This is a genomic window from Ornithinimicrobium sp. (genome assembly GCF_035267225.1).
Lineage (GTDB): Bacteria > Actinomycetota > Actinomycetes > Actinomycetales > Dermatophilaceae > Ornithinicoccus.
In genome coordinates this window covers 1-25,195 of record NZ_DATFMA010000086.1, presented here as the reverse complement: position 1 = coordinate 25,195, position 25,195 = coordinate 1, and the positions used below count along the sequence as shown (strand labels likewise).

At 70.1% G+C, this 25,195-nt stretch carries 24 protein-coding genes and 1 tRNA gene; 13 read left to right on the top strand and 12 right to left on the bottom strand.

Annotated elements, in window-relative coordinates; all coding sequences use genetic code 11:
• The first annotated feature begins 21 nt into the window (after positions 1 to 21).
• Positions 22 to 1,995 (top strand): acetate--CoA ligase, encoded by a 1,974-nt coding sequence (gene acs, locus VJ976_RS08265; RefSeq protein ID WP_324099640.1) that lies wholly within the window; start codon positions 22 to 24, stop codon positions 1,993 to 1,995.
• 304 nt (positions 1,996 to 2,299) lie between these two features.
• Positions 2,300 to 2,701 carry a phage holin family protein gene (locus tag VJ976_RS08260; protein ID WP_324099639.1) on the top strand — a complete coding sequence of 134 codons (402 nt, stop codon included), beginning with the start codon at positions 2,300 to 2,302 and terminating at the stop codon, positions 2,699 to 2,701.
• A 3-nt stretch (positions 2,702 to 2,704) separates the two neighbouring features.
• On the opposite strand, the gene VJ976_RS08255 is transcribed toward VJ976_RS08260, so the two are convergent.
• Positions 2,705 to 3,343 (bottom strand): CoA pyrophosphatase, encoded by a 639-nt coding sequence (locus VJ976_RS08255; RefSeq protein ID WP_324099638.1) that lies wholly within the window; start codon positions 3,341 to 3,343, stop codon positions 2,705 to 2,707.
• The gene (gene nth / locus VJ976_RS08250; protein ID WP_324099668.1) at positions 3,340 to 4,014 is read right to left on the bottom strand and encodes an endonuclease III; all 675 of its coding nucleotides are present in this window, start codon (positions 4,012 to 4,014) and stop codon (positions 3,340 to 3,342) included. The genes VJ976_RS08255 and nth overlap by 4 nt, the downstream gene beginning before the upstream one ends.
• 131 nt (positions 4,015 to 4,145) lie before the next feature.
• Between nth and VJ976_RS08245 the strand changes: the two genes are divergently transcribed.
• A complete protein-coding gene (locus tag VJ976_RS08245) occupies positions 4,146 to 4,823 on the top strand; it encodes a Crp/Fnr family transcriptional regulator (protein WP_324099667.1) in 678 nt (225 codons plus the stop codon).
• Position 4,824: 1 nt separating this feature from the next.
• Here VJ976_RS08245 and VJ976_RS08240 read toward each other — a convergent pair whose 3' ends face one another.
• Genes VJ976_RS08240 through VJ976_RS08225 form a run of 4 tightly spaced genes read right to left on the bottom strand, consistent with a single transcriptional unit; the run spans position 4,825 to position 7,199 of the window.
• Positions 4,825 to 5,655, bottom strand: a complete 831-nt coding sequence (locus tag VJ976_RS08240) for an MBL fold metallo-hydrolase (protein ID WP_324099666.1) — start codon at positions 5,653 to 5,655, stop codon at positions 4,825 to 4,827.
• A gap of 7 nt (positions 5,656 to 5,662) precedes the next feature.
• The gene (locus tag VJ976_RS08235) at positions 5,663 to 6,520 is read right to left on the bottom strand and encodes an NUDIX hydrolase (protein WP_324099637.1); all 858 of its coding nucleotides are present in this window, start codon (positions 6,518 to 6,520) and stop codon (positions 5,663 to 5,665) included.
• Entirely contained in the window at positions 6,517 to 7,047 is a 531-nt protein-coding gene (locus VJ976_RS08230; RefSeq protein WP_324099636.1) for a RidA family protein, read from the bottom strand. The genes VJ976_RS08235 and VJ976_RS08230 overlap by 4 nt, the downstream gene beginning before the upstream one ends.
• Positions 7,044 to 7,199, bottom strand: a complete 156-nt coding sequence (locus tag VJ976_RS08225; protein ID WP_324099635.1) for a DUF4177 domain-containing protein — start codon at positions 7,197 to 7,199, stop codon at positions 7,044 to 7,046. The genes VJ976_RS08230 and VJ976_RS08225 overlap by 4 nt, the downstream gene beginning before the upstream one ends.
• Positions 7,200 to 7,347: 148 nt before the next feature.
• Here VJ976_RS08225 and VJ976_RS08220 point away from each other — a divergent pair, with 148 nt between their 5' ends.
• The 3 genes from VJ976_RS08220 (at position 7,348) to VJ976_RS08210 (ending at position 11,031) form a co-directional block, all read left to right on the top strand.
• The gene (locus VJ976_RS08220) at positions 7,348 to 9,756 is read left to right on the top strand and encodes a transglycosylase domain-containing protein (protein ID WP_324099634.1); all 2,409 of its coding nucleotides are present in this window, start codon (positions 7,348 to 7,350) and stop codon (positions 9,754 to 9,756) included.
• 130 nt (positions 9,757 to 9,886) lie between these two features.
• Complete coding sequence (locus VJ976_RS08215) at positions 9,887 to 10,828, top strand: metallophosphoesterase (RefSeq protein WP_324099633.1); 942 nt, start codon at positions 9,887 to 9,889, stop codon at positions 10,826 to 10,828.
• Between the two features lie 129 nt (positions 10,829 to 10,957).
• Positions 10,958 to 11,031 (top strand) — tRNA-Pro (locus VJ976_RS08210).
• A gap of 46 nt (positions 11,032 to 11,077) precedes the next feature.
• On the opposite strand, the gene VJ976_RS08205 is transcribed toward VJ976_RS08210, so the two are convergent.
• Positions 11,078 to 11,662 (bottom strand): DUF421 domain-containing protein, encoded by a 585-nt coding sequence (locus VJ976_RS08205; protein WP_324099632.1) that lies wholly within the window; start codon positions 11,660 to 11,662, stop codon positions 11,078 to 11,080.
• A 154-nt stretch (positions 11,663 to 11,816) separates the two neighbouring features.
• Here VJ976_RS08205 and VJ976_RS08200 point away from each other — a divergent pair, with 154 nt between their 5' ends.
• From VJ976_RS08200 to VJ976_RS08175, 6 genes are read left to right on the top strand one after another with little or no spacing between them, the layout of a single operon-like run.
• On the top strand, positions 11,817 to 14,825 hold the full coding sequence (locus VJ976_RS08200; protein ID WP_324099631.1) for a DUF4040 family protein: 3,009 nt from the start codon (positions 11,817 to 11,819) through the stop codon (positions 14,823 to 14,825).
• Entirely contained in the window at positions 14,822 to 15,154 is a 333-nt protein-coding gene (locus VJ976_RS08195) for a cation:proton antiporter subunit C (RefSeq protein WP_324099630.1), read from the top strand. The genes VJ976_RS08200 and VJ976_RS08195 overlap by 4 nt, the downstream gene beginning before the upstream one ends.
• Complete coding sequence (locus tag VJ976_RS08190; RefSeq protein WP_324099629.1) at positions 15,151 to 16,665, top strand: monovalent cation/H+ antiporter subunit D family protein; 1,515 nt, start codon at positions 15,151 to 15,153, stop codon at positions 16,663 to 16,665. The genes VJ976_RS08195 and VJ976_RS08190 overlap by 4 nt, the downstream gene beginning before the upstream one ends.
• A complete protein-coding gene (locus VJ976_RS08185; protein WP_324099628.1) occupies positions 16,662 to 17,024 on the top strand; it encodes a Na+/H+ antiporter subunit E in 363 nt (120 codons plus the stop codon). The genes VJ976_RS08190 and VJ976_RS08185 overlap by 4 nt, the downstream gene beginning before the upstream one ends.
• A complete protein-coding gene (locus VJ976_RS08180) occupies positions 17,021 to 17,281 on the top strand; it encodes a monovalent cation/H+ antiporter complex subunit F (protein ID WP_324099627.1) in 261 nt (86 codons plus the stop codon). Before VJ976_RS08185 ends, VJ976_RS08180 begins: the two co-directional genes overlap by 4 nt.
• Positions 17,281 to 17,646: a monovalent cation/H(+) antiporter subunit G gene (locus VJ976_RS08175; protein WP_324099626.1), complete on the top strand. Its 366-nt coding sequence runs from the start codon at positions 17,281 to 17,283 to the stop codon at positions 17,644 to 17,646. The genes VJ976_RS08180 and VJ976_RS08175 overlap by 1 nt, the downstream gene beginning before the upstream one ends.
• 11 nt (positions 17,647 to 17,657) lie before the next feature.
• Here VJ976_RS08175 and VJ976_RS08170 read toward each other — a convergent pair whose 3' ends face one another.
• The 5 genes from VJ976_RS08170 to VJ976_RS08150 all read right to left on the bottom strand — a co-directional run bounded on the left by VJ976_RS08170 (position 17,658) and on the right by VJ976_RS08150 (position 23,949).
• A complete protein-coding gene (locus VJ976_RS08170; RefSeq protein ID WP_324099625.1) occupies positions 17,658 to 18,260 on the bottom strand; it encodes a DUF5063 domain-containing protein in 603 nt (200 codons plus the stop codon).
• Between the two features lie 68 nt (positions 18,261 to 18,328).
• Positions 18,329 to 18,928 carry a recombination mediator RecR gene (gene recR / locus VJ976_RS08165; protein WP_324099624.1) on the bottom strand — a complete coding sequence of 200 codons (600 nt, stop codon included), beginning with the start codon at positions 18,926 to 18,928 and terminating at the stop codon, positions 18,329 to 18,331.
• Between the two features lie 57 nt (positions 18,929 to 18,985).
• Positions 18,986 to 19,612: a lysophospholipid acyltransferase family protein gene (locus VJ976_RS08160; RefSeq protein WP_324099623.1), complete on the bottom strand. Its 627-nt coding sequence runs from the start codon at positions 19,610 to 19,612 to the stop codon at positions 18,986 to 18,988.
• A 54-nt stretch (positions 19,613 to 19,666) separates the two neighbouring features.
• Complete coding sequence (locus VJ976_RS08155; RefSeq protein WP_324099622.1) at positions 19,667 to 21,667, bottom strand: DNA polymerase III subunit gamma and tau; 2,001 nt, start codon at positions 21,665 to 21,667, stop codon at positions 19,667 to 19,669.
• A gap of 29 nt (positions 21,668 to 21,696) precedes the next feature.
• The gene (locus VJ976_RS08150) at positions 21,697 to 23,949 is read right to left on the bottom strand and encodes an AAA family ATPase (protein WP_324099621.1); all 2,253 of its coding nucleotides are present in this window, start codon (positions 23,947 to 23,949) and stop codon (positions 21,697 to 21,699) included.
• A 474-nt stretch (positions 23,950 to 24,423) separates the two neighbouring features.
• Here VJ976_RS08150 and VJ976_RS08145 point away from each other — a divergent pair.
• Positions 24,424 to 25,195, top strand: a 772-nt coding sequence (locus VJ976_RS08145) for a phosphoribosylamine--glycine ligase (RefSeq protein ID WP_414693599.1), incomplete at its 3' end; no start/stop codon positions are given.

Sequence of the window (25,195 nt, the reverse complement as noted above, 5' to 3'; positions counted from 1 at the left end):
CCCCACCCGCAGGAGGCATCCGTGTCCGAAGAAACGCTGTCGAACCTGGCCCAGGAGGACCGGCTCTTCGAGCCGAGCGAACAGTTCGCAGCACAGGCCAACGGATCCGCCGACCTCTACGACGCCGCCGCGCAGGACCAGGAGGCGTTCTGGGCCGACCAGGCCCGCGAGCTGCTCACCTGGGACACCGACTTCGAGCAGACCTTGGACTGGTCCGACGCCCCGGTGGCGCAGTGGTACGTCGGTGGCCGCCTGAACGCCAGCGTGAACTGCGTGGACCGTCACGTCGATGCGGGACACGGCGACCGGGTGGCGCTGCACTTCGTCGGTGAGGGGGGCGACACGCTCGACATCACCTACGCCGATCTGCACGAGCAGGTGCAGCGGGCTGCGAACGCGTTGCTGGACGCCGGGGTGAGCACGGGAGACCGGGTCGCGATCTACCTGCCGATGGTGCCGGAAGCCGCGGTGGCGATGCTCGCCTGCGCCCGGATCGGTGCCGCCCACTCCGTGGTCTTCGGGGGTTTCTCGGCCTCGGCGCTGCGCACCCGCATCGCCGACGCGCAGGCCACGGTCGTGATCACGGCCGACGGTGGCTACCGCAAGGGCAAGGCGTCGAACCTGAAGAAGGTGGTGGACGACGCCATCGATGGCGGCGAGGGAGACAGCACGGTCACGACCGTGCTGGTCGTGCAGCGGACCGAGGAGGACGTCGACTGGCACGACGAGCGCGACCACTGGTGGCATGAGGTCCTACAAGCCGCCTCCCCCCACCACGAGGCGGAGGCGTTCGACTCCGAACAGCCCCTGTTCATCCTGTACACCTCGGGGACGACCGGCAAGCCCAAGGGGATCTTCCACACCACCGGCGGCTACCTCACGCAGGCCGCGTTCACCACCAAGTACGTACACGACATCCACCCCGAGAAGGACGTCTACTGGTGCACCGCCGACGTCGGCTGGGTGACCGGCCACTCCTACATCGTCTACGGCCCCATGGCCTTGGGCGCCACGCAGGTGATGTACGAAGGCACGCCGGACACCCCGCATCAGGGCCGGTGGTGGGAGATCGTGCAGGACAAGAAGGTCACCGTCTTCTACACGGCGCCCACGGCCATCCGCGCATGCATGAAGTGGGGCGAGAGCATCCCGGGTGAGTTCGACCTCTCCTCCCTGCGCCTGCTGGGCTCGGTGGGCGAGCCCATCAACCCCGAGGCGTGGATGTGGTACCGCCGAGTCATCGGTGGCGAGCGCTGCCCGATCGTGGACACCTGGTGGCAGACCGAGACCGGGGCGATCATGATCAGCCCCCTGCCCGGCGTGACCGCCACCCGGCCCGGTGCCGCGCAGGTCGCCATTCCCGGGGTCAGCGTCGATGTCGTCGACGAGTCCGGCGAGTCGGTTCCGGACGGCTCGGGCGGATATCTGGTGGTCAAGGAACCGTGGCCCTCGATGCTGCGCGGCATCTGGGGCGACCGAGAACGGTATGTCGACACCTACTGGTCGCGCTTCGAAGACACCTACTTCGCCGGCGACGGGGCGAAGAAGGACGACGACGGCAATATCTGGGTGTTGGGCCGGGTGGACGACGTGATGAACGTCAGCGGTCACCGGCTCTCGACCACCGAGATCGAGTCCGCGCTCGTCTCCCACCCGAGCGTGGCGGAGGCTGCCGTCGTCGGGGCTACCGACGAGATGACCGGCCAGGCGGTCTGCGCCTTCGTGATCATGCGCTCCGAGGCGGCCGGCGACACAGACGAAGACGACCACGCCAAGACCATCCAGGAGCTGCGCCAGCACGTGGCGGACGAGATCGGGGCGATCGCACGGCCCCGTCAGATCATGATCGTCTCGGAGCTGCCCAAGACTCGGTCGGGCAAGATCATGCGCCGTCTTCTGCGCGATGTCGCCGAAGATCGCGAGGTAGGAGACGTCACCACACTCGCCGACTCCACGGTCATGGACAAGATCAAGCACGGTATGGGCTCGAACTGAACAAGATTTTGCCAAACCTTGACTGATTTCTGGCTCCCCGACAAGAAGCGACCAGGCATCATGGATGCATCGACGCGGCACCGCGTGAACGCAGGTGCCCCTGGCTGTCACGGGACCAGGGAGTCGACAGGTGCCCACCCGGCACTAACAGGGGGTGCCGGGTGGGCACCAACATGTGGTGACATCGGGGGCCGGTGACCGCAGGGGAGACCCGCGGTCACCGGTGCACCACGGGCACGAGCACGCCCGCGCATCGCGGCCCGCCAGGCCTGCGGGCCCATCCACGAGGGGATACAGTTTCGCCATGTCTACTTCCGAGCAGCCCCACACGAACGACGAGCGCTCCGTCGGCCAGCTCGTGGCGGACCTGTCCGCCGACGTGTCGTCGATCTTCCGCAGTGAGGTCGAGCTCGCCAAGGTCGAGATCAAGCACGACGTCACCCACGCCGGCAAGGGCGCGGGAATGTTCGCCGGGGCCGCGGTCTTCGGCGCCTACGGGTTCGGGTTGTTGCTGCTGGGGCTGGCGTGGGTGATCGCCATCTGGCTGCCGGTCTGGGCCGGTCTGCTCATCGTCTCGGGCGTGCTGTTCGTCATCGCCGCGATCCTGGGCCTGATGGGCAAGGGACAGGTCAGCCGGGTCAAGGGCAAGCCGCAGAAGACCATCGACAACGCGCAGGCGACGGTGGCTGCGGTCAAGCAGTCCTGACCCCTAGGACACCTCCCGCACCACCGAGCGGTCCCAAGGCTGAGTCAACCCGGCCACCTCGAACGTGCGGTCCAGCAGGCCGGCGGTGAACCCCCATACCGTGAGCGTGCCTGCGGAGAACCCCGGGCCGGTGAAGCCGCTCGGATGCCGCACGCGAAAGCGGGTCGACGGGTCCAGCAGCTCCTCGACGGGCACGGTCAGGACCCGTTCCACCTCGGCCTGCTGGCGCGCCCAGATGCGGCCGGGCGTGTGCCACCACGCCAGCACCGGGGTCACGTCGTAGCCGCTGACCGGGATGTGCAGGGGCGGGAGCTCGGCCAGCACCTCCACCTCACCGGCACGCAGCCCGATCTCCTCCCAGGCCTCGCGCAGCGCAGTGGCCGCAGCACTGGGATCACCGTCCTCGTGGCCGCCGCCGGGGAAGGCCACCTGGCCGGCGTGGGACCGTAGGGTCGCCGCTCGCAGCGTGAGCACCACCTCGGTGCCCCTCGGCCCCGGAGCGAACAGCATCAGCACCGCGGACTGCCGGGCACCGCCGCCCTCCGGCGGGACGAAGCTGCCCGCCCAGGGAGCCGGCAAGGTGTCGGCAGCGGCCGACAGGCGCCTCATCCATGCCGGTACCGGGGGCTGGGCCTCGCTCACCGTGACGACCCCGCCTGGTCGGCGGGCGGCTCCTTGACCAGCGCCGCGGCGCGGACCGGATCGCTCTCCCCCACCCCGCTCGACGGGCAGTACCGCTGCACCGGACAGGCTCCGCAGGCGGGCTTGCGCGCGTGACAGGTACGGCGACCATGGAAGATCAGGACGTGCGAGAGCTGGGTCCACTCCCGCCGCGGGATGATGTGTCCGACCGCTCGCTCGACCTTGACGGGGTCGCTCTCCTGGGTCCACCCGAAGCGGCGTACCAGCCGGCCGAAGTGCGTGTCCACGGTCAGCCCGGGCACGCCGAACGCGTTTCCGAGCACCACGTTCGCGGTCTTGCGGCCCACCCCCGGCAGGGTCGTCAGCTCCGCCAGCGTGCCGGGCACCACGCCCCCGAAGCGCTCGACCAGGTCGGCGGAGAGCCTCTGCACGGCCTGAGCCTTCGCCCGGAAGAACCCGGTCGGACGCAGGATCGACTCCAGCGACTCACGATCGGCACCGGCCATGGTGCCCGGGTCGGGATAGCGCTCGAAGAGCCGAGGGGTCACCGAGTTCACCCGCACGTCCGTGGTCTGCGCCGACAGCACCGTGGCCACGAGCAGCTCGAACGGACTTCGGAAGTCGAGCTCGCACTGCGCATCGGGATAGCGCTCGGCCAGCAGGCGGTACATCTTGCGCGCCCGCCGGGTGCGCGCCAGGTCGCTCTCGCCCTGCGTCCTCAGCGGTGTGTTCACGCGGGCAGCCTACGGCGCAGGCCGGAAGGCCCTGCCCTCCGCCGTCCGAAGGTGGCAAGATGAGCAAGGTGGACACGGGCGTCGTGATGCAAGCACCGCTGTTCGCCGCTCTGGACAGCGAGACGGCCGAGCAGCTGGTCCTGTCGATGTCCACCCAGGAGTTCGCCAAGGGCAAGGAGATCTTCCACGAGGGCGACCCCGGCGACTCCCTGTACGTCATCACCCACGGCAAGGTGAAGCTCGGACGGCGCAGCCCCGACGGCCGGGAGAGCCTGCTGTCGGTGCTGGGACCGGGAGAGATGTTCGGCGAGCTCAGCCTGTTCGACCCTGGCCCGCGGCTGACCAGCGCCACGACGGTGAACGACACCATCCTCATCGCCTTGCACAACGAGGACCTGCGCACCTTCATCTCCCGCCATCCCGAGGTCGCGATGCAGATGCTGGCCGGGTTGGCCCGGCGGTTACGGCGTACCAACGAGGGACTGTCCGACCTGGTCTTCACCGATGTGCCCGGTCGCGTGGCCAAGGCTCTGCTCGACCTGTCGGCGCGCTTCGGTCAGCCGTACAAGAGCGGCGTGCGGGTGACCCACGACCTCACCCAGGAGGAGCTCGCCCAGCTGGTCGGCGCTTCCCGAGAGACCGTCAACAAGGCGTTGGCGGACTTCGCGGCCCGCGGATGGCTGGTGCTGGGAGCCAAGTCGGTGACGTTGCTCGACACCGGGCGGCTGGTGCGGCGCGCCCGCTGAGTCACTGCTCCCGCAGATAGGCGAGCTGCGCCAGCACACTGCGGCGCGCCGCGGGCCACACCTGCCGAGGGACCTCGGCATACACGTCCTGCACCACACGCCCGGCCAGGTCGGCATCGGCCACCGGTGGCTCACCGAGTCGGCCTAGCGCCGCTCGGACCTGCTCCAGGCGCTCCTTGCGGTGGCTCAGGTAGGACCGCACGGTGGCCGCGGCGTCGGGCAGCACCGGGCCGTGCCCGGGGGCCAGTGCGCTCACGCGCCCACTTCGGGTCAGGTCCTCCAGGCGTCGCAAGGACTGCAGGTATGCCTCCAGCTCTCCGTCGGGGTGGGCCACCACGGTGGTGCCCCGCCCCAGGACGGTGTCCCCGGTCAGGAGCACCTGCTCGGCGGGCAGCAGGAAGCTGACCGAGTCCGCGGTGTGCCCGGGCGTGGTGACGACCGAGAGCTCGAGCCCGCCCACCCGGAGGCGGTCACCGTCGGCCAGGTCGTCATGACCGCGCCCGAGGGCGCGCACCGGCGCTCCGGTGGCGTCCGAGAAGCGCCCAGCCGACTCGGCGTGGTCGTCGTGATGGTGGGTGAGCAGGATGAGACCGACCCGCCGCCCGGTCTGTTGCACGTGGGCCAGCACGGCGGCGGCGTGAGGGGCGTGCAGCGGGCCCGGGTCCACCACCACCGCCTCGGTGGAGCCGGGCTCGGCGAGGATCCACGTGTTCGTGCCCTCGAGCGTCATCGGCGAGGGGTTGGGGCAGAGCTGGCACCAGGCGCGCTCGGTGAAGCGCCCACCCGCCCACGGCGCGTCCTCGGGCGCCGCCTGCTGGCCTCCGGAGCGCATCACGCCCTCAGTCTGCCCCCGGCACCCGCAACTGGATGCCGTCGGCGGTGTCCACGGGGTAGGGCCGCACCGCAGACATCGACCTCCCCCGGTGCAGGAACTCCCTCAGCCCGCCCGCTTCGGCCAGCTCTTCGGCCAGGATCTGCGTGGGGGCCATGAGTGCATGGCAGGCATCCCGGACGAGCCAGGCGGGGTCGACCCAGCCGGCGGCACAGGCCTCGCTGGTCTCCCCGTCGGCATCCTGTCCCGGCGGGAGCGCGGCGGCGAAGAAGAACGTGTCGTAACGCCGCGGCTCACACTCCGGGGTCACCCACCGGGCCACGGGGTGCAACAGGTCGCTGCGCGGCACCAGCGACTCGGCGCGCATGACTTCGGCCACCCTCAGACGACGCGAGACCAGGCCCGCGCGATAGTCCCGCCACCGTGGTCCTCGAGCGGGGGCGAGCGAGTCGGCCCCGGTTCCAGCGAGCAGGACACCCGACTCCTCGAAGAGCTCTCGCACCGCGGCGAGTACCACCAGCCTCGCCAGAGGCTCCTCGACGCCCAGCGCCTGCACCCACTGCTCCGGGCGTCGACCCGGGCCGGCCCACTCCAGCTCACCCTGCCCGTCTCGCTCGTCCACGCCGCCGCCGGGATAGACGTACATCGAGGCGGCGAACGCCATCCCCGCGACCCGGTGCTGGGTGAAGACCTCCACCCCGGTCGCGTCGGCCCGGCGGGCCTCACGCAGCAACAGCACGCTGGCTGCCGCCCTCGGCGCGACCGCGCGGCGCTCGTGCCGGTCCTCCAGCCAGACCCGAGCCTGCTGGTCGAACTGCGCGCGCATCGTGGCGGGCAGAGCGAGGTCGCGATGTTCCGGGCTCACGCCGGGGCGGTGTCACCCGCCTCGCCGCTCGGAGCCGTCGACACGACGATCTCCACCTCGACGGGGCTGTTCATCGGCAGCACGGCCACGCCGACGGCGGACCGAGCATGCACGCCTGCGGAACCGAAGGCGTGACCGAGCAGCTCGCTGGCTCCGTTGACCACCGCGGGCTGGCCGGTGAAGTCCGGGTCGCTGGCCACGAAGCCGACGACCTTGACGACCTGGGTGACCCGGTCCAGGTCCCCCAGCACCGACTTCACGGCGGCGATGGCGTTCAGCGCACACAACCGGGCGCAGTCATGGGCCTCTTCCGGGCTCACCCCGCCGTCGGACCCGACCTTGCCGACGGCCGGCAGCTGCCCGTCGACGAACGGCAGCTGGCCCGAGGTGTAGGTCAGGTGGCCATGCACGAGCGCAGGAACGTACGACGCGACGGGAGGGGCCACGCTCGGCACGGCGTACCCGAGCGCGTGCAGGCGCTGCTCGACCGCAGAAGGCTCGGCCGGCACCGGTGAGCCGGTGCTCACGTCGGCCGCTTCAGGTAGGCGACCAGGCTGGACCCGCCGTCCGGGCCGGGGACGACCTGGACGAGCTCCCACCCGTCCGCGCCCCACTGGTCCAGGATCTGCTTGGTCGCGTGGACGATCAACGGCACCGTGGCGTACTCCCAAGTGGTCATGTCGCGAGCCTAGCCGTGTGCGCCCGAGGCCATGAGGTCGCCGTGGACATGCCCCTGGACCGCGACGCCCCGCCGGTGGCGATCACCAGCCGCGACCGGGCGGCTCACGTACACCGGACCTCAAGGTTCGCGGCGTAATCTGTTGTCCATGCGTGTTGCCACCACTATGGCCAAGGTCACCTCCTTGTTGGGGGCGTTCCTGGCTATCGCGGTGCTGATGGGACTGCTCGGGGCGGGACTGTTGCTGCCGGTGGTCGGCACCGCGGGCACCGCCGCCCGCGAAGGGGTGGGGCTCTTCGAGGAGCTGCCGGGGGACCTCGACTCCAACCCCCTGGCGCAGCAGTCGCGCATCGAGGCGGCCGACGGCTCGCTCATCTCCACCCCCGCGCTGCAGAACCGCATCATCGTCCCGTTGGAGCAGATCGCTCCCGTCATGCAGGACGCACAGGTGGCGATCGAGGACGAGCGCTACTTCGAGCACGGGGGCGTGGACCCCAAGGCCCTGGGCCGGGCCGTCGTGACCAATGCGACCACGGAAGACACCCAGGGCGGCTCCACCCTGACCCAGCAGTACGTGAAGCTCACGTTGAAGGAACAGGCCGAGCGCCAAGGCGACGTCGAGGCCCAGCGGGCGCTGCTGGCCCGCAGCGGCACCGAGGGATACGTCCGCAAGCTGCGCGAGCTGAAGTACGCCGTCACGCTCGAGGAGCGGCTCACCAAGGACGAGATCCTGGAGGGCTACCTCAACCTGGCCTACTTCGGGGACCGGGCCTACGGGATCGAGGCCGCTGCACGGCACTATTTCGGCGTCAAGGCCAAGAACCTGAACCTGGCACAGGCGGCCACGTTGGCCGGGGTGGTGCGCGCCCCCTCGGTGACCGACCCGGTGAACTCGCCCGAAGCCTCGAAGGCCCGTCGCAACGTGGTGCTGGACAAGATGTACGCCCAGGACATGATCTCCGAGGAGGAGTGGGAGGAGGCGAAGGCCTCCGAGATCGCGCTGGACCTCACCGACAGTCAACAGTCCTGCCTGAACTCCAAGCAGCCGTACTTCTGCGACTACGTGCAGGCCTGGCTGCTGCAGAGCGACACCCTGGGGGCGACCCGCGAGGAGCGCGAGCAGAAGCTGTACACCGGCGGTCTGACGGTCGAGACCACCCTTCGGCCCGACCTGGCCAAGGAGATCTCCAGGGTCGCCGCCAAGTCGGTGCCCCCCGGCAACCAGTACGGTCTGGGCTCTGCGGCAGCGATGGTCGAGCCGGGCACCGGGAAGGTGCTGGCGATCGGCCAGTCCTCCGACTACAACCTGGAGGAGTCGAACGACCAGATCAGCGAGACATCGCTCAACTGGAGCGTGGACCGGCGTTTCGGGGGCGGGACCGGGTTCCAGATCGGCTCGATCGCGAAGGCCTTCTCCCTCGTCACGGCACTGGACAACGACGTCACCGTGAACGAGACCCTGTCGGTGCGCGCGCCGGGCCGGGTGGACTCCAAAGGCACGTGGGTCAACCAGCCCGGCAACGCGCGGACTCCTGTCGGTAACACCCACCCGGCGGGGATCTTCTTCCGCAGCGACTTCGACTCCGACTGCACGCTCGGCGAGCCCTACTGGGGAGTCCGCAACGCCGAGGACGAGAACTTCAGCCGTACCATCACTCTGCGCAAGGCCACCGCGTCGTCGGTGAACACTGCCTTCGCGACGCTGGCTTCGGAGGTCGGGACCTGCAAGATCAAGAAGACGATGGCACGGATGGGGCTCAACAGCGGCGACGGTGACGAGTACGGCGCCGGAGACAAGAACAACCCGCCGACCTATGTGCTGGGCTCGGACGACGCCAGCCCGCTGACCGTGGCCAGTGCCTACGCCACGATCGCCTCCGGCGGCACCTACTGCCCGCCGGTACCGATCGAGCGGATCGTCGACGGCAACGGTGAGGAGATTCCGCTCAAGGTGGGCGAGTGCGAGGAGGTCGTCGACCCCGACGTCGCTGCAGGGGTGGCCGAGCTGATGCAGGGGGTGGTCGACCTGCAGGGGTCCGGCTTCCGCGCGGTGCTCGACAGCGGGCAACCGGCCGGAGGCAAGACCGGCACCGCAGACGGCTCGGTGCACACCTGGTTCGCCGGCTACACCCCCCAGCTCTCCACCGCCGTCTGGATCGGAGACCCGACGGGAAGCAAGCGCTACGACGGGCGACTGGCCGACATCTCCCTGGGTGGGCGGTTCATCGAGGGCCAGCTCTACGGCTCCAAGCTCGGCGCCCCGATGTGGAAGGACATGATGTCGACCGCGCTGGAGGGGACGAAGGTCGAGGACTTCAAAGACCCCTCGCAAGACATCACGGGAAGTCAACCGAAGGACGAAGGCGGGACCGTCCCCGGCGTGCAGGGTCTGAGCGAACGTGAGGCGATCCAGCGCCTGAGCCAGGCGGGGCTGAACCCCACCAGTCGGTACACCTCCTCGTCCGCACCGGAAGGCACCGTCGCCTACACCTACCCGGGTGCTGGCGAGCCGGTAGAACCGGGTGGCACGGTCACTGTCTACATCTCCAGCGGTTAGCCACCCAAGGCGCGGCGGACGGCTGCGCCCACCCGGGCTGCCGTCGGCACGGGCGAGGGGTCCATGGCCGAACGATGACACCCAACCCCGCCTCACCGTCGGCGCGGGGAGTCTTGACATGATCGGGGCCATGGCCCCGTCGAGTCCGCTGCGCGGTGCGCTGGCCGCCACCGCCGGAGCGGGCCTGGCGGTGCTGGGCTGGAGCACCCTGGTCGAGCCACGCGCCTTCGTGCTGCGCCGGGTGACGGTTCCCGTGCTGCCCGCGGGCGCGCCCGACGTCCGGGTGCTGCAGGTCACCGACCTGCACTTGGCTCCAGGGCAGCGCTACCGGGCCGAATGGCTGAGCAGGCTGGATCGGCTGGAACCGGACCTCGTGCTCAGCACCGGGGACAACCTCGCCCACCAGGACGCCGTGCCGGCGGCGCTGTCCGCCTACGGCCCCTTACTGCAGCGCCCGGGCGGGTTCGTCCTCGGTTCGAACGACTACTTCCCCCCGGTGCCGAAGAACCCCTTCGGCTACTTCACCGACAGCCATCGGCGCGGGGAGGACCTCACCCGGGGACGCCTTCCGACCCACGACCTCGTGGACGGCTTCGAGACCGCCGGGTGGCACAACCTGATGCACCGGCGTACCCGGATCTCGGTGGCCGGGGTGGACCTCGAGATCGTGGGCGTGAACGACCCGCATGTGGACTACGACGACTACGACAGCGTCTCGCAGCCCGCCTCCGCCAGCGCGGACCTCACGATCGGGGTGACGCACGCTCCCTACTCGCGGGTGCTTGACCCGATGGCCGCGGACGGGGCTCGGCTGCTCGTCGCGGGACACACTCACGGCGGCCAGGTCTGTGTTCCCTTCTACGGCGCCCTGGTGACCAACTGCGATCTGGACACGGACCGGGCCAAGGGCCTGTCCCGGTGGTGGCCGGGCGCCGCGGGTCCGCACCCCGGCGGTACGCCGAGCGACGCGGCCTATCTTCATGTCTCGGCGGGCCTGGGAGCCTCTCCCTACGCGCCGTTCCGTCTGGCCTGCCGACCCGAAGCCACGCTGCTCACCCTGACGGCCGCCTGACTCCCCCCGGGGGCCGGACCTGGTCGGCGGCGGGGCCGATGCGATGCGCTCGCCGCGATTCGGCCCGCCGGTCGGCCGTGGGATATCGTGACCGACGCTGTGGCACCCGGTAGTCCGACGTGCCGGCCACGGGGTGTGGCGCAGTTTGGTAGCGCGCGTCGTTCGGGACGACGAGGTCGCAGGTTCAAATCCTGTCACCCCGACCCTTCACCACCGCAGGCACCGCTCGTTTCCTGCGTCACCCGTCGGTCAGCTGGGCTCGGCCATGAGCTCTGCCGGTACCTCGGAGGCGCCGACGACTCCGCTGAGCAGCTGGGGCTCGAGCAGCTCACCTCGCTTCAGGACGCTGACCGAGCCGTTGGTCTCCAGGATGACCGCCGCGACCTCCTCCGCGTTCCGGACCCCGGCCATGCGCAGCCGCGACTGCACCTCGGTGGGCATGACGTGGGCGCGCGCCATGTTGTCCGGGAGCAGCCGCTCGCCCGCCATCAGCAGCACGGGATGGTGGTCGACCACGGCGAACCCGAGCCGGTTACCCCTGACCAGGCCCAACGCAGACTGCAGCACCACCAGCGTGGCCAACGCGATCAGCCCCGATCCCAGGGTGGGCAGCAACCCCAGCGCTGTCCGCCCGATGATGGCGCCGAAGGCGATCAGGGCTGCCAGATCGAAGCCCGACATCCCCGCGAGCAGGCGGGGCCCCACCAGCCGCACCAACAACACCATGGCGAGGTACATCGCGACGGTCGACACCACGACGGCCAGAGCGACCTTCGGCGTCACGGCCAGCAGGTCCCACAGCGACAGGTCGGCAAGATCCAGGAAGTCGAGCATGTCGAGCACGCTACTCCCGCAGTCGCAGGGTGCTCAGCAGCGTCGGAAGCGACCTAGCGCGCCGCGGCATCGACGTTGCTAGACTCCCGCGCATGCCAAGCCCGTTGCAGCGTCGGCCCGCGGTGGCCTACCTCCGGGTGAGGCTGTTTCTGCGATGAGTCTCCTGCTCACGATGGTCCTGCTCGTCGTCACAGTGGCCCTGGCTCCCGTGTGCTGCCGCTACTTCGGCCGCGACGCCGGCTATCCGCTCGCCGGGATGTACCTGCTGGCCAATGCCGCTTTCTTCCCGGCGGCGGCGGCCGTGATGCGCGGGGAGGAGTACACCTACTCGGTGGCGTGGGTCTCCGCGCTCGACGTGAACTTCGCGCTCCAGGCGGACGGCGTGGGGGTCGTGTTCACCTTCATCGCCCTGCTCATCGGCGCCGTGGTCTTCGTGTACTCGGCGCGCTACCTCGACCCGGGCCGCAACCTCAGCTTCTACCTGACCATGTGCGCCTTCACCTTGTCGATGGTCGGCCTGGTGCTCGCCGACGACATGGTGCTGCTCTTCGTCTGCTGGGAGCTGACCTCCCTGGCCTCGTTCCTGCTGATCGCCCGTTCGGGGTACGGCGGTGAGCTCGCCTCGTTGCGGACCTTGCTGATCACCTTCCTCGGGGGGCTCTTCCTCCTGGCTGCGGTGGTCTCGATCGTCGCCAAGACCGGCACGACCTCGGTGACCGAGGCCCTGGCGGACCCGGTGTGGACCGAGGACGCCGGGTTCACCACGGCGATGGCGATCCTGGTGCTCCTGGCCGCCTTCACGAAGTCGGCCCAGTTCCCGTTCCACCCCTGGCTTCCCGACGCCATGGCCGCGGCCACGCCGGTCAGCGCCTACCTGCACGCGGCGGCGGTCGTCAAGGCCGGCATCTTCCTGCTGATGCGGTTCAGCCCCGCGTTCCACGCCACCCCGGTGTGGAACTACAGCCTGATCTTCACGGGTCTGTTCACCGGTGCCATGGCCGCCTGGTTCGCCGCGCAGAAGACCGACCTGAAGAAGCTCATGGCCTACTCCACCGTGAGCCAGCTCGGTCTGATCGTGGCCACCATCGGCATCGGCACCGAGGAGGCCCTGGCTGCGGCCACGCTGCACGTCATCGCCCACGCCCTGTTCAAGTCCGGGTTGTTCATGATGGTCGGGGTCATCGACCACTCCACCCATACCCGCGACATGCGCCGCCTGCCGCAGCTGTACAAGACCATGCCCTGGTCCTTCGGCGCGGTAGTCCTCGGCTGTGCGTCCATGGCCGGCATCCCGCCCATGCTCGGCTTCGTGTCCAAGGAAGAGATCTTCGTCGCGATGCAGGAGGCCCCCGGCGGGGAGTTCGTCGGCTGGCTGGCGCTGGCCGGTGCGGTCGGCGGAGCCGTGCTGACCTTCGCCTACTGCGCCAAGATCGTCTTCGGCGGCTTCGTTGACGGCACCCGCACCGACATCGTTGCGCACGAGGGTGAGCCCCTGCTGCTGATTCCCGCGGCCCTGCCGATCTTCGTGGGTCTTCCGCTGGCCCTCGTCGTCGGGGTGCTGGACACCCCGGTCCAGCGCTCGGTCGAGGCCCAGCTGCCCGCCGGGGAGGTCGAGCACAAGGTACACCTGGCCCTCTGGCACGGCTTCAACCTCGAGCTGCTGCTCTCGGCCCTGGTCATCCTGGCGGGGATCGTCATCATCGCCAACCGCCGACGGCTGCGTCCCTGGATGGAACACGACAGCTTCACCCTCGACGGGCCCGCCGTCATCGGCAAGAGCGTCAAGGGCGTGCGTGTCTTCGGCACCAAGCTCGCGCTGACCGTGGCCGCCAACAACCCCACCCGCCACGTCGCGGCCCAGCTCACCGTACTGACCCTCGTGCTGATCGGCGGCACGGTGACGGTATGGCAGACGGCAGGGTTCGCCCCTCAGCACCCAGGTCTGACCGAGCCGATCGACGCCGTGGTCCTCGTCGTCGTGATCGGCGGGGTCATCGGCGCGGCCGTGTCCGACTCGCGTCTGGCCGCGACCGTGAGCCTGTCCGCGGTCGGTATCGCTGTGACCGTGCAGATCTTCGCTCTCGGCGCTCCCGACGTCGGTCTGACCCAGCTGCTGGTCGAGGCGCTCACCGTGCTGATGATCATGCTGGTGCTGCAGAAGCTCCCGTTGCGCTTCGGCGGTGGCCCGCGGTTCGGCAACGGTGCGGCGGCGGCGCTGGCCATCCTCACCGGCATCGGGGCCGGGCTGGCGGTCTGGGCACTGACCGGACGGCGCGAGCGGGCCCCCGTGACCGAGTACTACCTCGTCGAAGCCCCGGTCGAGAGCGGCGGGGACAACATCGTCAACACCATCCTGGTCGAGTTCCGGGCACTGGACACCCTCGGCGAGCTGACCGTCCTGGGGATGGCCGGCGTGGCGTTGGTCGCCCTGCTGTCCACGGTCCGCGACCGGTACCTGGACCCGCAGCCCAGTGAGGACCGCACCTACGTCCCCCCGCCGGATCTGGCCTTGCGTGCGGAGGGAACCACGGCACGCACGGCGATGGTCGAGGCTTGGGGCAACGCCATCCCGCTCCAGCTGTTGCTGCGGCTGACCATCCCGCTGCTCGCGGCCATCTCGGTGATTCTCTTCTGGCGGGGGCACAACGCTCCCGGCGGCGGCTTCATCGCCGCCCTCGTCGGCTCGGCCATCGTGGCGCTGCTCTACCTGTCTTCCTCGCGCGACCAGCCGGTCGGACCGCCTCGTGTTCCGGCGGCCCTGATCGCCGGTGGGGTCCTGGTGGCCATCGGCACCGGCGTGTGGGGTCTGCTGGCCAAGGGGTCGTTCCTCGAGCCGCTGCACGGCAAGTTCCTGGGCCAGAAGCTCACCTCGGCGATCGTCTTCGACCTCGGTGTGTACGCCGCCGTGTTGGGGTTGGTCATGGTCGCCTTCAACCTCCTCGGAGCCGCCGAAGGCACCCGCGAGGGCACGCGCGAGCGGGCCGACCAGGCCGTGGAGGGCGAGATCGAAGGACCGATGGAGACCGTGCGCGGTGAGCACCCCGGGCAAGAGGACATGCCCCCTATTCCGAGCCGCAAGACCACCTTCCTGGCCTCGGGCACGGTGCCCCCACGCGAGCGACGGCGCACCTCGAGAAAGTCCGGAAAGGGGTCACAGTCATGATCTTGCCCATCACCATCGGGGTGCTCGTCGCCGGCGGGGTGTTCTTGATCGTGCAGCGTGGCATGGTCCGCATCATCTTCGGCCTGGCCCTGCTCTCTCACGCCGCGAACCTGCTGCTGTTGGCCACCGGTGTGAGCGCCTTTCGGGGTGAGCCGCTGGCGAACGTGACCGCGGTCGAGGCCGCGGCTGACCCGCTTCCCCAGGCCTTCGTCCTGACAGCCATCGTCATCGCTCTGGCCGTCACCATCTTCATGCTCACGCTTGCGGTCATCGGGCACAACGACGACACCAAGCACATGCCCCACACCGGAGAGTTCCACGACCGATGAACCCGGCGCTGCTCTCCCTTTTCGTCGTGCTGCCGCTGACCGCGGCGGCGCTTCTGGTGGTGGTGCGCCGACCCGCCCTCGACCGGGGGCTGATGGTGGGCATTCCCGCCCTCGTCACCGCGGCCGCCATCTACCTGCTCTTCGAGCACCGCGAGACGCCGGTCCTGGCCCACAACATCGGGGGGTTCCCGGGCGGGGTGTCGATTCCGCTGGTCTCGGACACGTTCAGCGCCCTGATGATCGCGGTCACCTCGCTGACCACGACGGTCACCATGGCCTTCCTCACGCGCACCGGGGAGGACCGGTACCGCTTCGTCCCGTCGCTGGCGCTGATGCTGACCGCCGGGGTGAACGGGGCCTTCCTGACCGGCGACCTGTTCAACCTCTTCGTCTTCGTCGAGGTCATGCTGCTGCCCTCCTACGCTCTCATCGCCGTCACCGGCACCTGGCGGCGACTGGGCATCGGGCGCCTGTTCGTGGTGGTCAACCTCCTGACGAGCACCATCCTGCTGATCGGTGTGGGACTGGTCTATGCCACGGCCGGCACGGTCAACCTGGCCGAGCTCGTGGGACGGGCCGCGGAGGACCCGCGAGTCGGGCTGGCCATCTCGGTGGTGCTGTTGGCCTTGGCCATCAAGGCCGCGGTCGCTCCCACCCACGGCTGGCTGCCCCGGGCCTACCCCGCCACCTCGGCCGGGATCATGGCGCTGTTCTCCGCCGTCCATACCAAGGTGGCCCTCTACGGGATCTACCGGATCTACTCCAGCACCTACGACGGGCAGGCGCCGTGGGCTCCGATCCTGGCCATCGCGGTGGTGGCGACGATCCTCATCGGCTCGTACAGCACCTTCGGCGAGCACATCATGCGTCGCGCGCTGGCCTGGCAGATGGTGGCCGGCGTCGGACACATCCTGCTGGGGCTGGCGCTGTTCAGCGAGTTCGCGCTCGCCGCCGGCATCTTCTACATGATCCACCACATCGTGACCATGGGCGCCCTGCTGCTCGCGTCGGGGGCGATCGAGCAGACCTACGGCAGCGGACGCTACGAGCGTCTGGCAGGCCTGGCCCGGCGCGACAAATGGGTGGCTGTGATCTACGCCTTCGCGCTGCTGTCACTGGTGGGGCTGCCACCCTCGACGGGCTTCTTCGCCAAGATCGGGTTGCTGCAGGCTTCGGCCGACGCCGGCGGCTGGAAGCAGTGGGTGTTCATCGCCACCGTCCTCATCGCGGCCGTGGCCACCCTGCTCGCCATGCAGCGACTGTGGTCGGGCGTCTTCTGGGGGCCGGCTATGGAGAACTACCGCCCCGAGGCATCGCACGGCGGCCGCGATCGTCGGGTTCCCCTCCCGCGTGACCTCCGGGTCACCTGGCAGCTGGCCTCGCCGGCGGCCTTCCTCGTCGGCCTCCAGCTCGTGTTCTTCGTGCTCGCCGGGGCCCTCATCCCGATCGCCCTTCGGGCCGCGGATGACCTGATGACGCTCCAGCCCTACGTCGAGGCGGTGCTGGGATGAGACTGAGTCCTGTGTCGATCGTCCGCTACGCCGGGTTCATCTTCTGGGAGGTCGTCAGCGGCACCCTGGATGTGGCCGCGGATGCGTTCAGTCCCGGCCGGGGCGCGACCCCCATGATCGTGGAGTACCCCCTGCGGTGCGACACCGACGCGGAGATCGCCATCATGGCCTCCTCCATCACCATCACGCCCGGCACCATCACCCTCGGCATCGCGCCGGCGCTGGAGAACGCGCCCGCTACTCTCTTCGTGCACTCGATGTACTGCTCGAGCCGCGAGGAGCTGCTGGAGGACCTGCACACCATGGAGTCCAAGCTGTTGCGTGCCTCGCGTGGCGGCGCCGCGAAGGATGCCTCATGACCGGCATCGTGGTGGTCACCGTCGTCATCCTCACCCTCTCCGTGGTGGTGGCCCTGGTTCGCCTGATCGCCGCCCAGGACGAGGCCACCTCGGCCGCGGTCAGCGACCTGATCTACTTCTGCGCCGTGGGCATCTTCATCACCACCGCGATGTTGCGCCCGACGGCGGTGCTGTTCGACGTCGCCTCGGTCTCGGCGCTCTTCGGCATCCTGGCCACCGTCGCGCTGGCGCGCATTCTCACGAGAGGGCGACGCTGATGGACATTGTGCTGACCGTGGTGATCGGGATCCTGGCCATCGGTGGCGCCCTGTGCGTCCTGGTCAGTGCGATGGCGATGCTGCGGGTCGAGGACGCCTTGAGCCGGATCAACGTCCTCAGCCCGGCGACGGGTCTCGGGCTGCCGGCGATCTTGCTCGCCGCCTATCTCAACCACCTCACCGAGGTGGGCCACGACTGGATCGACCTGATCAAGGTGCTGGTGGCCATCGCCGGCTTCGTCATCCTGTCCTCGGTGGCCAGCAACACCCTCGGCCGCGCCACCTACCGGTCGGGGGCACCCATCGACCCCAAGACCTCTCCGAACGAGCTCGCGCAGGCTCACCCCGACCATCGGCGCGACTGACCGAGCGCCGGCTACTCGGCGTGCAGTGCCGCCATCTCCGCCTCCATCACCGTTTCCTCGTCGGCATCCAGGCGCACGTGGGCCAGCAGGGCCAGCACCGCGCGTAGCGACGACGCGCTGCGATCGCCCCATGAGGACAGGTAGCTGAACTGCCACCACCAGAGCGCCTCGGTCACCGCTCCGTCGGCGTAGTGACGCAGCCCGTGGCTCAGGTCCGCCGCGACGGCCACCAGATCCCCGGAGATGTCGGACCGCCCGACCCGCGGCAGCGCGACCGGGTCGGTGACCTCGGCGTAGTCGTCGACTCCGGCCAGAAGCCGCACCAGGTCCTCACGGATGCCGTCGAGGTCGAGGTCGGGGCCCGAATCCGGCTCGTACCGCTCGACGGGGACCACGTCGACCATGGCACCGAGCCGGGCTCCCGCTACCTGAACCTGGGACAGCGCCAGGAGCAGCACGGGCAGGACCGAGTCGGTAGCCCCTCCACGCGCTACCCCTTGAAGCGTCTCCAGGTAGGTGCGCGCCTCGGTCGCGGTCTCGTGCGCGAGCGACCACAGCTCCGCGTCGAGCGGCGGCGGATGCGGTCCCGGTGACGTCGCCTCGGTGGTGTCCATCGTGCGCCCAGTCTGCTGCACGGGGGCCACGGTGAACAGCCCCGCCGGATCGCTTCCGGGCGCCGACCTCAGGCTTGGATGCGGCGGCGCCCTTCGAAGGCACGCCCCAACGTGACCTCGTCGGCGTACTCCAGGTCCCCTCCGACCGGCAGTCCCGATGCGAGTCTGCTGATCCGGACGTCCATGTCCTTCAGCATGCGAGCCAGGTAGGTGGCGGTCGCCTCTCCCTCGAGGTTGGGATCTGTCGCAATGATCACCTCGGTGACCGAGCCGTCGGCCAGCCGAGCCAGGAGCTCACGGATGCTCAGGTCCTCCGGCCCCACGCCGCCGATCGGGTTGATGGCGCCGCCGAGCACGTGGTAACGGCCGCGGAACTCGCGCGTCCGCTCGATCGCTGCCACGTCCTGGGACTGCTCGACCACGCAGATGACGCCGGAGTCCCGGCGTGGGTCCTGGCAGATGCGGCACTGCTCGTCCTCGGCGACGTTCCCGCAGACCTGGCAGAAACGCACCCGGTCCTTGATCTGCGCCAGAGCGGTCGCCAAGGCGGAGACCTCCTGCGGGTCGGCCGTCAAGAGGTGGAACGCGATGCGCTGTGCGCTCTTGGGCCCGATGCCGGGGAGTCGGCCGAGCTCGTCGATGAGGTCTTGGACCACGCCTTCGTACACACCCACGACCCTATGTCGCGCGGCCACCATCCGTGCCCGCCACCCCGCGGCACGACCTCACGCGTCGGCTTGCCGCTCGTTGTAGGCCCCGGCGGGCTCCTGGCCGCTCATGGCCAGGACGGACTCGTAGATCGCGTCGCTCACCCGTCGGCGGGCCAGACCCGCCGGCAGGCCCCCATACCCTCGGGTCACGTCGATCGGGGTGCCGAACCGCACGGTGAACTTCTTGATCCGCGGGGCGCGCGCGCCGACGGGCATGAGCGCCGCGGTGCCCGAAAGGGCAACGGGAACCACGGGGCACTGCGCCTCGAGGGCCAACCAGGCCGCGCCGGCTCGGAAGCGGTAGAGGCGACCGTCGCGCGACCGGGTGCCTTCCGGATAGATGCCGAAGACCCCACCGCTGCGCAGATGCGCCAGAGCCTTGTCCAAAGACTCCTGTGCCGCACGAGCGTGGTCACGGTCGACCGGGATAGAACCGATGGAGGTGAACCAGGTGCGGCTGACCCAGCCTCGGACCCCGGTGCCGGTGAAGTACTCCTCCTTGGCCAGGAAGGACACCTGACGGGGGGAGACCAACGGGATGGCCACGCTGTCGATGAACGACAGGTGGTTGCTCGCCAGGATGACCGGACCCTGCTCGGGCACGTTGTCGGCGCCGATGATCTCCGGACGCCACAGCGCCAAGGCGGCAGGACGGACGGTCAGGTGCAGGGCTTGGTAAAGAATGTCCTATCACCCTCAGCGTTGGGAGCCGTCGTCGATCGCGATGACCCGGCCGCCGAGTACGGACTCGATGACGGGCTGTCCTACCGTAGTGGCCCCGTCGAGGTCGTCGTCGTCAGCGGACGGTACGTCCGCCGCTCGGGCGGGCGCCACAGCGCCCGGTTCGTCGGTCGCGGGGCCCGGGGCGGCATCGCTCCGGCGGCGACGGGGCTGGCGGGGCCGCTCCGGTGAGGGGTCCTCGCGCCGGGTGCGGGGTTGGCGTGGCTCTCGCTCGCCATGACCGCCGCCGGCGGCCACTCCTTCCACCGTGGTGTCGAGGCCGATGGCCTCGATGAGGGCCTGTCGCACGACCTCGGCGTGGTTGCCCCGACGGAACGACTCCGTCTGACCTGCGGTGTCCACCTCCAGCAGGAGCCGGCGACCGTCGAAGTCGACCACGGTCGTGTTCACCGAGACCAACGTCCAGGTCACCCGTCGTATGGCCTTGATGCGGTCGAGCACCTCGGGCCAGGATCGCCGGATCGCGTCGGTGTCGAGGACTCCCGTGCCCCGGGCGTGGGACGCGGAGACCCGCCCAGCGTCATCCTGAGCGACCGGCCCGGGAGGGTCCGGAGCGGCGGACGCCGGGGCGGGCCCGGGCTCGACGGCGGGCTCCGCCTGGGCCGGCGGCTCCGGTCCGGGCTCTGGCTCGACCGGGGGCTCCTCCTGGACCGGCGGCTCGTGCTCGCGGGTCCGCTCGGGCTCCACCGGAGACCGAGGCTGGTCGGCTCGCGCGGCGGGGGCAGCAGGCGCGTGGGCGGAAGACGACGCCTGGCCAGCGGGCTGGGGGTCGCCGCGTTGCCCCGGCGCGTGGTCGGCGGCGGCCAGCCGCCGTTCCATGCGGTCCAGCCGGGCCGCGTAGCCGCCCTCGCCCGCGGCACCGGGAAGAAGAAGCCGGGCGCAGACGAGCTCCAGCTGCAAGCGGTGGGACACCGCTCCGGTCATCTCCGCCAACGCCTGGCTGACGACGTCCGCGCAGCGGCTCAGCGCGCCGGCGCCGTAGGACCTCGCCTGCATCGCCATGCGCTCCACCTGGTCCGCGGAGGCACCGGGTAACAGGCTGGCGGCGCGCTCCCCCACGGCCAACAGCACGATCAGGTCGCGGTAGCGTTCGAGCAGGTCCTCCGCGAAGCGCCGCGGGTCGTGCCCCGACTCGACCACCTTGTCGACCTGCGTGAACACGCTGGCGGCGTCCCCGGCGGCCACGGCCGTCACCACCGCGTCCAGCAGCTCGGTGTCGGTGAACCCGAGCAGGGAGGCGGTGCGCTCGTAGGTCAGGCCCTGGTCCCCGGCGCCGGAGATCAGCTGGTCCAGCACGGACAGCGAGTCGCGCACCGAGCCCGCCCCCGCCCGCGTCACGAAGGACAGCACTCCCGGCTCGGCGTCGATGCCCTCCACTGCGCACATCTGTTCCAGGTATCCCGTCAGTCGCTGCGGGGGGACCAGGTGGAAGGGGTAGTGGTGGGTGCGCGAGCGGATTGTCGACAGCACCTTCTCCGGCTCGGTGGTGGCGAAGATGAACTTCACGTGCTCAGGCGGCTCCTCGACGACCTTGAGCAGGGCGTTGAACCCGTGAGCGGTCACCATGTGAGCCTCGTCGATGATGTACACCTTGTACCGCGACTGGGCTGGGCCGAAGGCCGCCCGCTCGCGCAGGTCTCGCGCGTCGTCGACCCCGCCGTGGCTAGCGGCGTCGATCTCGATCACGTCCACGGTGCCGGCACCGCCGCGGGCCAGCGCGACGCACGAGTCGCAGTTGCCGCACGGGTCGGGGGTCGGGCCCTGGGCACAGTTGAGACAGCGGGCCAGGATCCGCGCGCTGGTCGTCTTGCCACAGCCCCGCGGGCCGCTGAAGAGGTAGGCGTGATGCACCCTTGCGTTGAGCAGCGCTTGACGCAGGGGCTGCGTGACGTGCTCCTGCCCGATCACGTCCGCGAAGGTCTCCGGACGGTACCGGCGGTACAGGGCTGTGCTCACCATCCGACCCTAACGGGCGACACCGACTCCTACACCGGCCGCAGAACCGTCATCCGGTGCGCGGCGCGGGTCAGCGCCACGTAGAGGGCGCGGACGCCCCCGGCGGCGGTCTCGACGATGCCGTCGGGGTCCACGACGAGCGTCGCGTCGTACTCCAGACCCTTGGACGCGACCGGGTCGAGCACCACGACACGCTGGTGCGCCCGGGAGTCCTCGAGACTGTCGACCGCCTCGTGCGCGACCGGTGACCAGCGTGGGCCGGTGATCACCGCCACGATGCCGTCCACCTGCGACAGCAGCTCGTACAGGGACCCGGCTACGGCCTCCGTGAGCTCGCGCGCCCGCACGTCACGTTCGACCGGGTGATGACCGGTCTCGCGTACCGCCCGCGGGATGTCGGCATCGGGCACCGAGCGGCGGATCACGCGCGCCGCGAGATCGAAGACCTCCTTGGCGTTGCGGTAGTTGGTATCCATGTGGAAGCTGCGCCGAGGGGCGGAGCCGAAGGCCTGTTCGCGAGCTGCGGCCGCCTCGGCGGGCTGGCCCCAGGACGCTTGCGCCGCATCACCGACAACGGTCCACGAGGCCGAGCGCCCTCGACGCGCCAGCATGCGCCACTGCATCGGCGACACGTCCTGTGCCTCGTCGAGGAGGACGTGCGCGAAGGCGTCGGGCGGCGTGATGCTGCCCGACATCAGCCGGGCGACCGGGTCTTGCGGCAAGGGGGACGACCATGCCTGCTCGCCGGAGGAGGAGGCCGACGAACGCTCCGGGCGCAGAGCCGCGACACCGTGCTGGGCCACGTCGTCGAGCTCCTCGACCTCGTAGAACTCTCGCTCCTGCTTGGGACCCTCGGGCAGCGGTCCCAGCCGCTCGGCCAAGTCGTCCAGCAGAGCGACGTCGGCCACGCTCCATGAGCCACGATCCTCGGCCGTACGCAGCGAGCCCGCGAGGGCGGAGACCTCCCCCCGGTCCAGCGACGAGCCCGCGACCCGGCTCGCCACCTCCTCATCGGCGAGCCACCGGAGCACCTCGCGGGGGTCGACCGGTCGCCACCACTGCTGGAGGAAGGCTTCGACGTCTCTGGAGTCCGAGAACGCCTCGATGAACTCCGCCCGCTCCTCACTGGGTGCGCTGACCTCCGCCCAAGCCAGGTCGGCCAGTACACCCGTCACCACCTGCGCGGCCCCGTTGCGGTGATGGCGACGGAGCACGGTCGACCGGGCTCGGTTGAGCACACGCTGGTCCAGCCGGATCGCGTGCCCGGCGACGAAGCACCGCAGCTCACTCGGAGCCCCGGGCACCGGCAGCCGGGCCGCGGCCCGTAACACCTCCCGCATCCGCAGCGAGCCTTTCACCGCGGCGGTCGCCGGCGGGTCCAGACGCGTGGCAGTGACCCCACCGACGACGTCGCCCAGTGACCGCAGCGTCACGCTGTCCTCCCCGAGGGAAGGCAGGACCCGTTCGATGTAGGCCGTGTACGCCGCGGACGGGCCCACGACCAGAACTCCGCCGGCCTCGAACCGCCGACGGTCGGCGTAGAGCAGGTAGGCCGCCCGGTGCAGAGCCACGACTGTCTTGCCGGTGCCGGGCCCCCCGGTGATCTCGGTCACGCCGCGGGCGGGCGCGCGGATGGCCTCGTCCTGGTGCTGCTGGATCGTGGCGACGATGTCGCGCATGGTGCTGCCGCGGCTCTGGGTCAGAGCGGCGATGAGGGCCCCGTCACCGACGACCACCATGCCCTCGGGCGCCTGGGCCACCATCAGGTCGTCTTCGACGCCGACCACGGTGACGCCGCGGCAGCGCAGCACGCGCCGGCGCACCACGCCGTGCCGTTGCACCGGGGTGGCCCGGTAGAAGGGCGCCGCGGCGGGGGCGCGCCAGTCGATGACCAGGGGCTCGTACTCGTCATCACGCACGCCCAGACGTCCGATATAGCGCACCCGCAGCGCGACGTCCCCCTCCGCCTCCCGGCTCGGCCCGTCGTCGGTCGCTGCGTCGAGGTCGAGGCGACCGAAGACCAGTCCTTCGTGCTGCTGCTCCAAGGTGGTCCGCCGCTTGGTAGCGGCGAAGACCAGCGCATCACGTTCGAAGAGTCCGGTCAGCTCCTCCTCGCGTGGCTCCCCAGTGCCGGCCCGCTCGGTCCGCCCCCGGGCCAGCCCCTCGGCATGCACCAGCTCGACCCGTACGCCGGCCTTGGCCAGCTCGCGGTACACCATGTCCACGTACTGCTGTTCGAGGGCGATCTCCGAGCCGACGAGGTCCTGCACCTCCGCGCTCACTCCTGGCTCACCCCTTTCCTGGCCCGTTCACACTGCCCACCCGCGCGCTCCTGGGGAGCCGACCGGGCGATGTCAAAGCGCTCATGCTACCGATGCGTCGGGCCGGTGCTGCCACCGCGAGATTCTCAGGTCCTCCGCGAGCGGCGGCGCCCACCCTGCGAGGCGCTCCGGCCGACCCCGGACGGCCCACAGACACGGCTGTGCGCTGCGGACTTGGTGTTTTGCGCTTCGGCATGGCACCATCTTTCCTGCTGGTGTTCGCACCGGTATGGGGATTGTGCGAGTCGCTGGTGCCGTCCCCCCACGGCATCGGATAGACCCTGCCTCATGTGTGGCCCTCCTCGGAGAATGCCCCCCCTGCCTCCGAGGAGGGTCACACCTGTAGCTGCCACCAGCCTCTGGCCCGGACGACCTGCCATCCAACACAGTCTTCGCGGCGCGTCCGCGCCTCGTCCAGTGGCTAGGGTTGGCCAGGTGAAGGTTCTCGTTGTCGGAAGCGGCGCCCGCGAGCATGCGCTGGTGCGCGCCCTGTCCCACGATCCCGACGTCAGCGCCATCGTCGCCGCGCCGGGCAGCCCGGGGATCGCTTCCGTCGGCGACATGGTGGACGTGCTGCCCGGGATCCAGGACGTGCTGGACGCGGGGGCGATCGTCGCCGCCTGCCGCGACCGTGAGGTCGACCTCGTCGTCATCGGCCCGGAGGCCCCTTTGGTGGCCGGCGTCGCCGACGCGGTCCGGGAAGCGGGCTTCGACTGCTTCGGGCCGAGCGCCGCCGCTGCCGCCCTGGAAGGCAGCAAGTCCTTCGCCAAGGAGGTGATGGCAGCCGCCGACGTCCCCACAGCCCGCGCACAGGTGTGTACCGACGCGGCGCAAGTGCAGGACGCGCTCGACTTCACGGTCGCGCCTTTCGTGGTGAAGGACGACGGCTTGGCCGGCGGCAAGGGAGTCGTCGTCACCGACGACGCCGAGGAGGCACTGGCGCACGGGCTCGCCTGTCTGGACAAGCCGGGAGGTGGACGCGTGGTCGTCGAGGACTACCTCGACGGCCCGGAGGTGTCGCTGTTCTGCGTGACCGACGGCACCGAGGTGCGGCCTTTGGTTCCGGTGCAGGACTACAAGCGCGTCGGGGACGGCGGCACCGGTCCCAACACCGGCGGGATGGGTGCCTACAGCCCGCTGCCCTGGGTGCAGGAGCACACTCCCGACCTGATGGCCACTGTGGTCGAGCGCATCGCCACTCCGACGA

Excerpts from the sequence above, each read along its gene's own strand:
- VJ976_RS08260 (WP_324099639.1), top strand. The coding sequence starts at position 2,300 with ATGTCTACTTCCGAGCAGCCCCACACGAACGACGAGCGCTCCGTCGGC.
- nth (WP_324099668.1), bottom strand. The coding sequence starts at position 4,014 with ATGTACCGCCTGCTGGCCGAGCGCTATCCCGATGCGCAGTGCGAGCTC.
- VJ976_RS08240 (WP_324099666.1), bottom strand. The coding sequence starts at position 5,655 with ATGCGCTCCGGAGGCCAGCAGGCGGCGCCCGAGGACGCGCCGTGGGCG.
- VJ976_RS08225 (WP_324099635.1), bottom strand. The coding sequence starts at position 7,199 with ATGACCACTTGGGAGTACGCCACGGTGCCGTTGATCGTCCACGCGACC.
- VJ976_RS08220 (WP_324099634.1), top strand. The coding sequence starts at position 7,348 with ATGCGTGTTGCCACCACTATGGCCAAGGTCACCTCCTTGTTGGGGGCG.
- VJ976_RS08215 (WP_324099633.1), top strand. The coding sequence starts at position 9,887 with ATGGCCCCGTCGAGTCCGCTGCGCGGTGCGCTGGCCGCCACCGCCGGA.
- VJ976_RS08205 (WP_324099632.1), bottom strand. The coding sequence starts at position 11,662 with ATGCTCGACTTCCTGGATCTTGCCGACCTGTCGCTGTGGGACCTGCTG.
- VJ976_RS08200 (WP_324099631.1), top strand. The coding sequence starts at position 11,817 with ATGAGTCTCCTGCTCACGATGGTCCTGCTCGTCGTCACAGTGGCCCTG.
- VJ976_RS08195 (WP_324099630.1), top strand. The coding sequence starts at position 14,822 with ATGATCTTGCCCATCACCATCGGGGTGCTCGTCGCCGGCGGGGTGTTC.
- VJ976_RS08190 (WP_324099629.1), top strand. The coding sequence starts at position 15,151 with ATGAACCCGGCGCTGCTCTCCCTTTTCGTCGTGCTGCCGCTGACCGCG.
- VJ976_RS08185 (WP_324099628.1), top strand. The coding sequence starts at position 16,662 with ATGAGACTGAGTCCTGTGTCGATCGTCCGCTACGCCGGGTTCATCTTC.
- VJ976_RS08180 (WP_324099627.1), top strand. The coding sequence starts at position 17,021 with ATGACCGGCATCGTGGTGGTCACCGTCGTCATCCTCACCCTCTCCGTG.
- VJ976_RS08175 (WP_324099626.1), top strand. The coding sequence starts at position 17,281 with ATGGACATTGTGCTGACCGTGGTGATCGGGATCCTGGCCATCGGTGGC.
- VJ976_RS08170 (WP_324099625.1), bottom strand. The coding sequence starts at position 18,260 with ATGGACACCACCGAGGCGACGTCACCGGGACCGCATCCGCCGCCGCTC.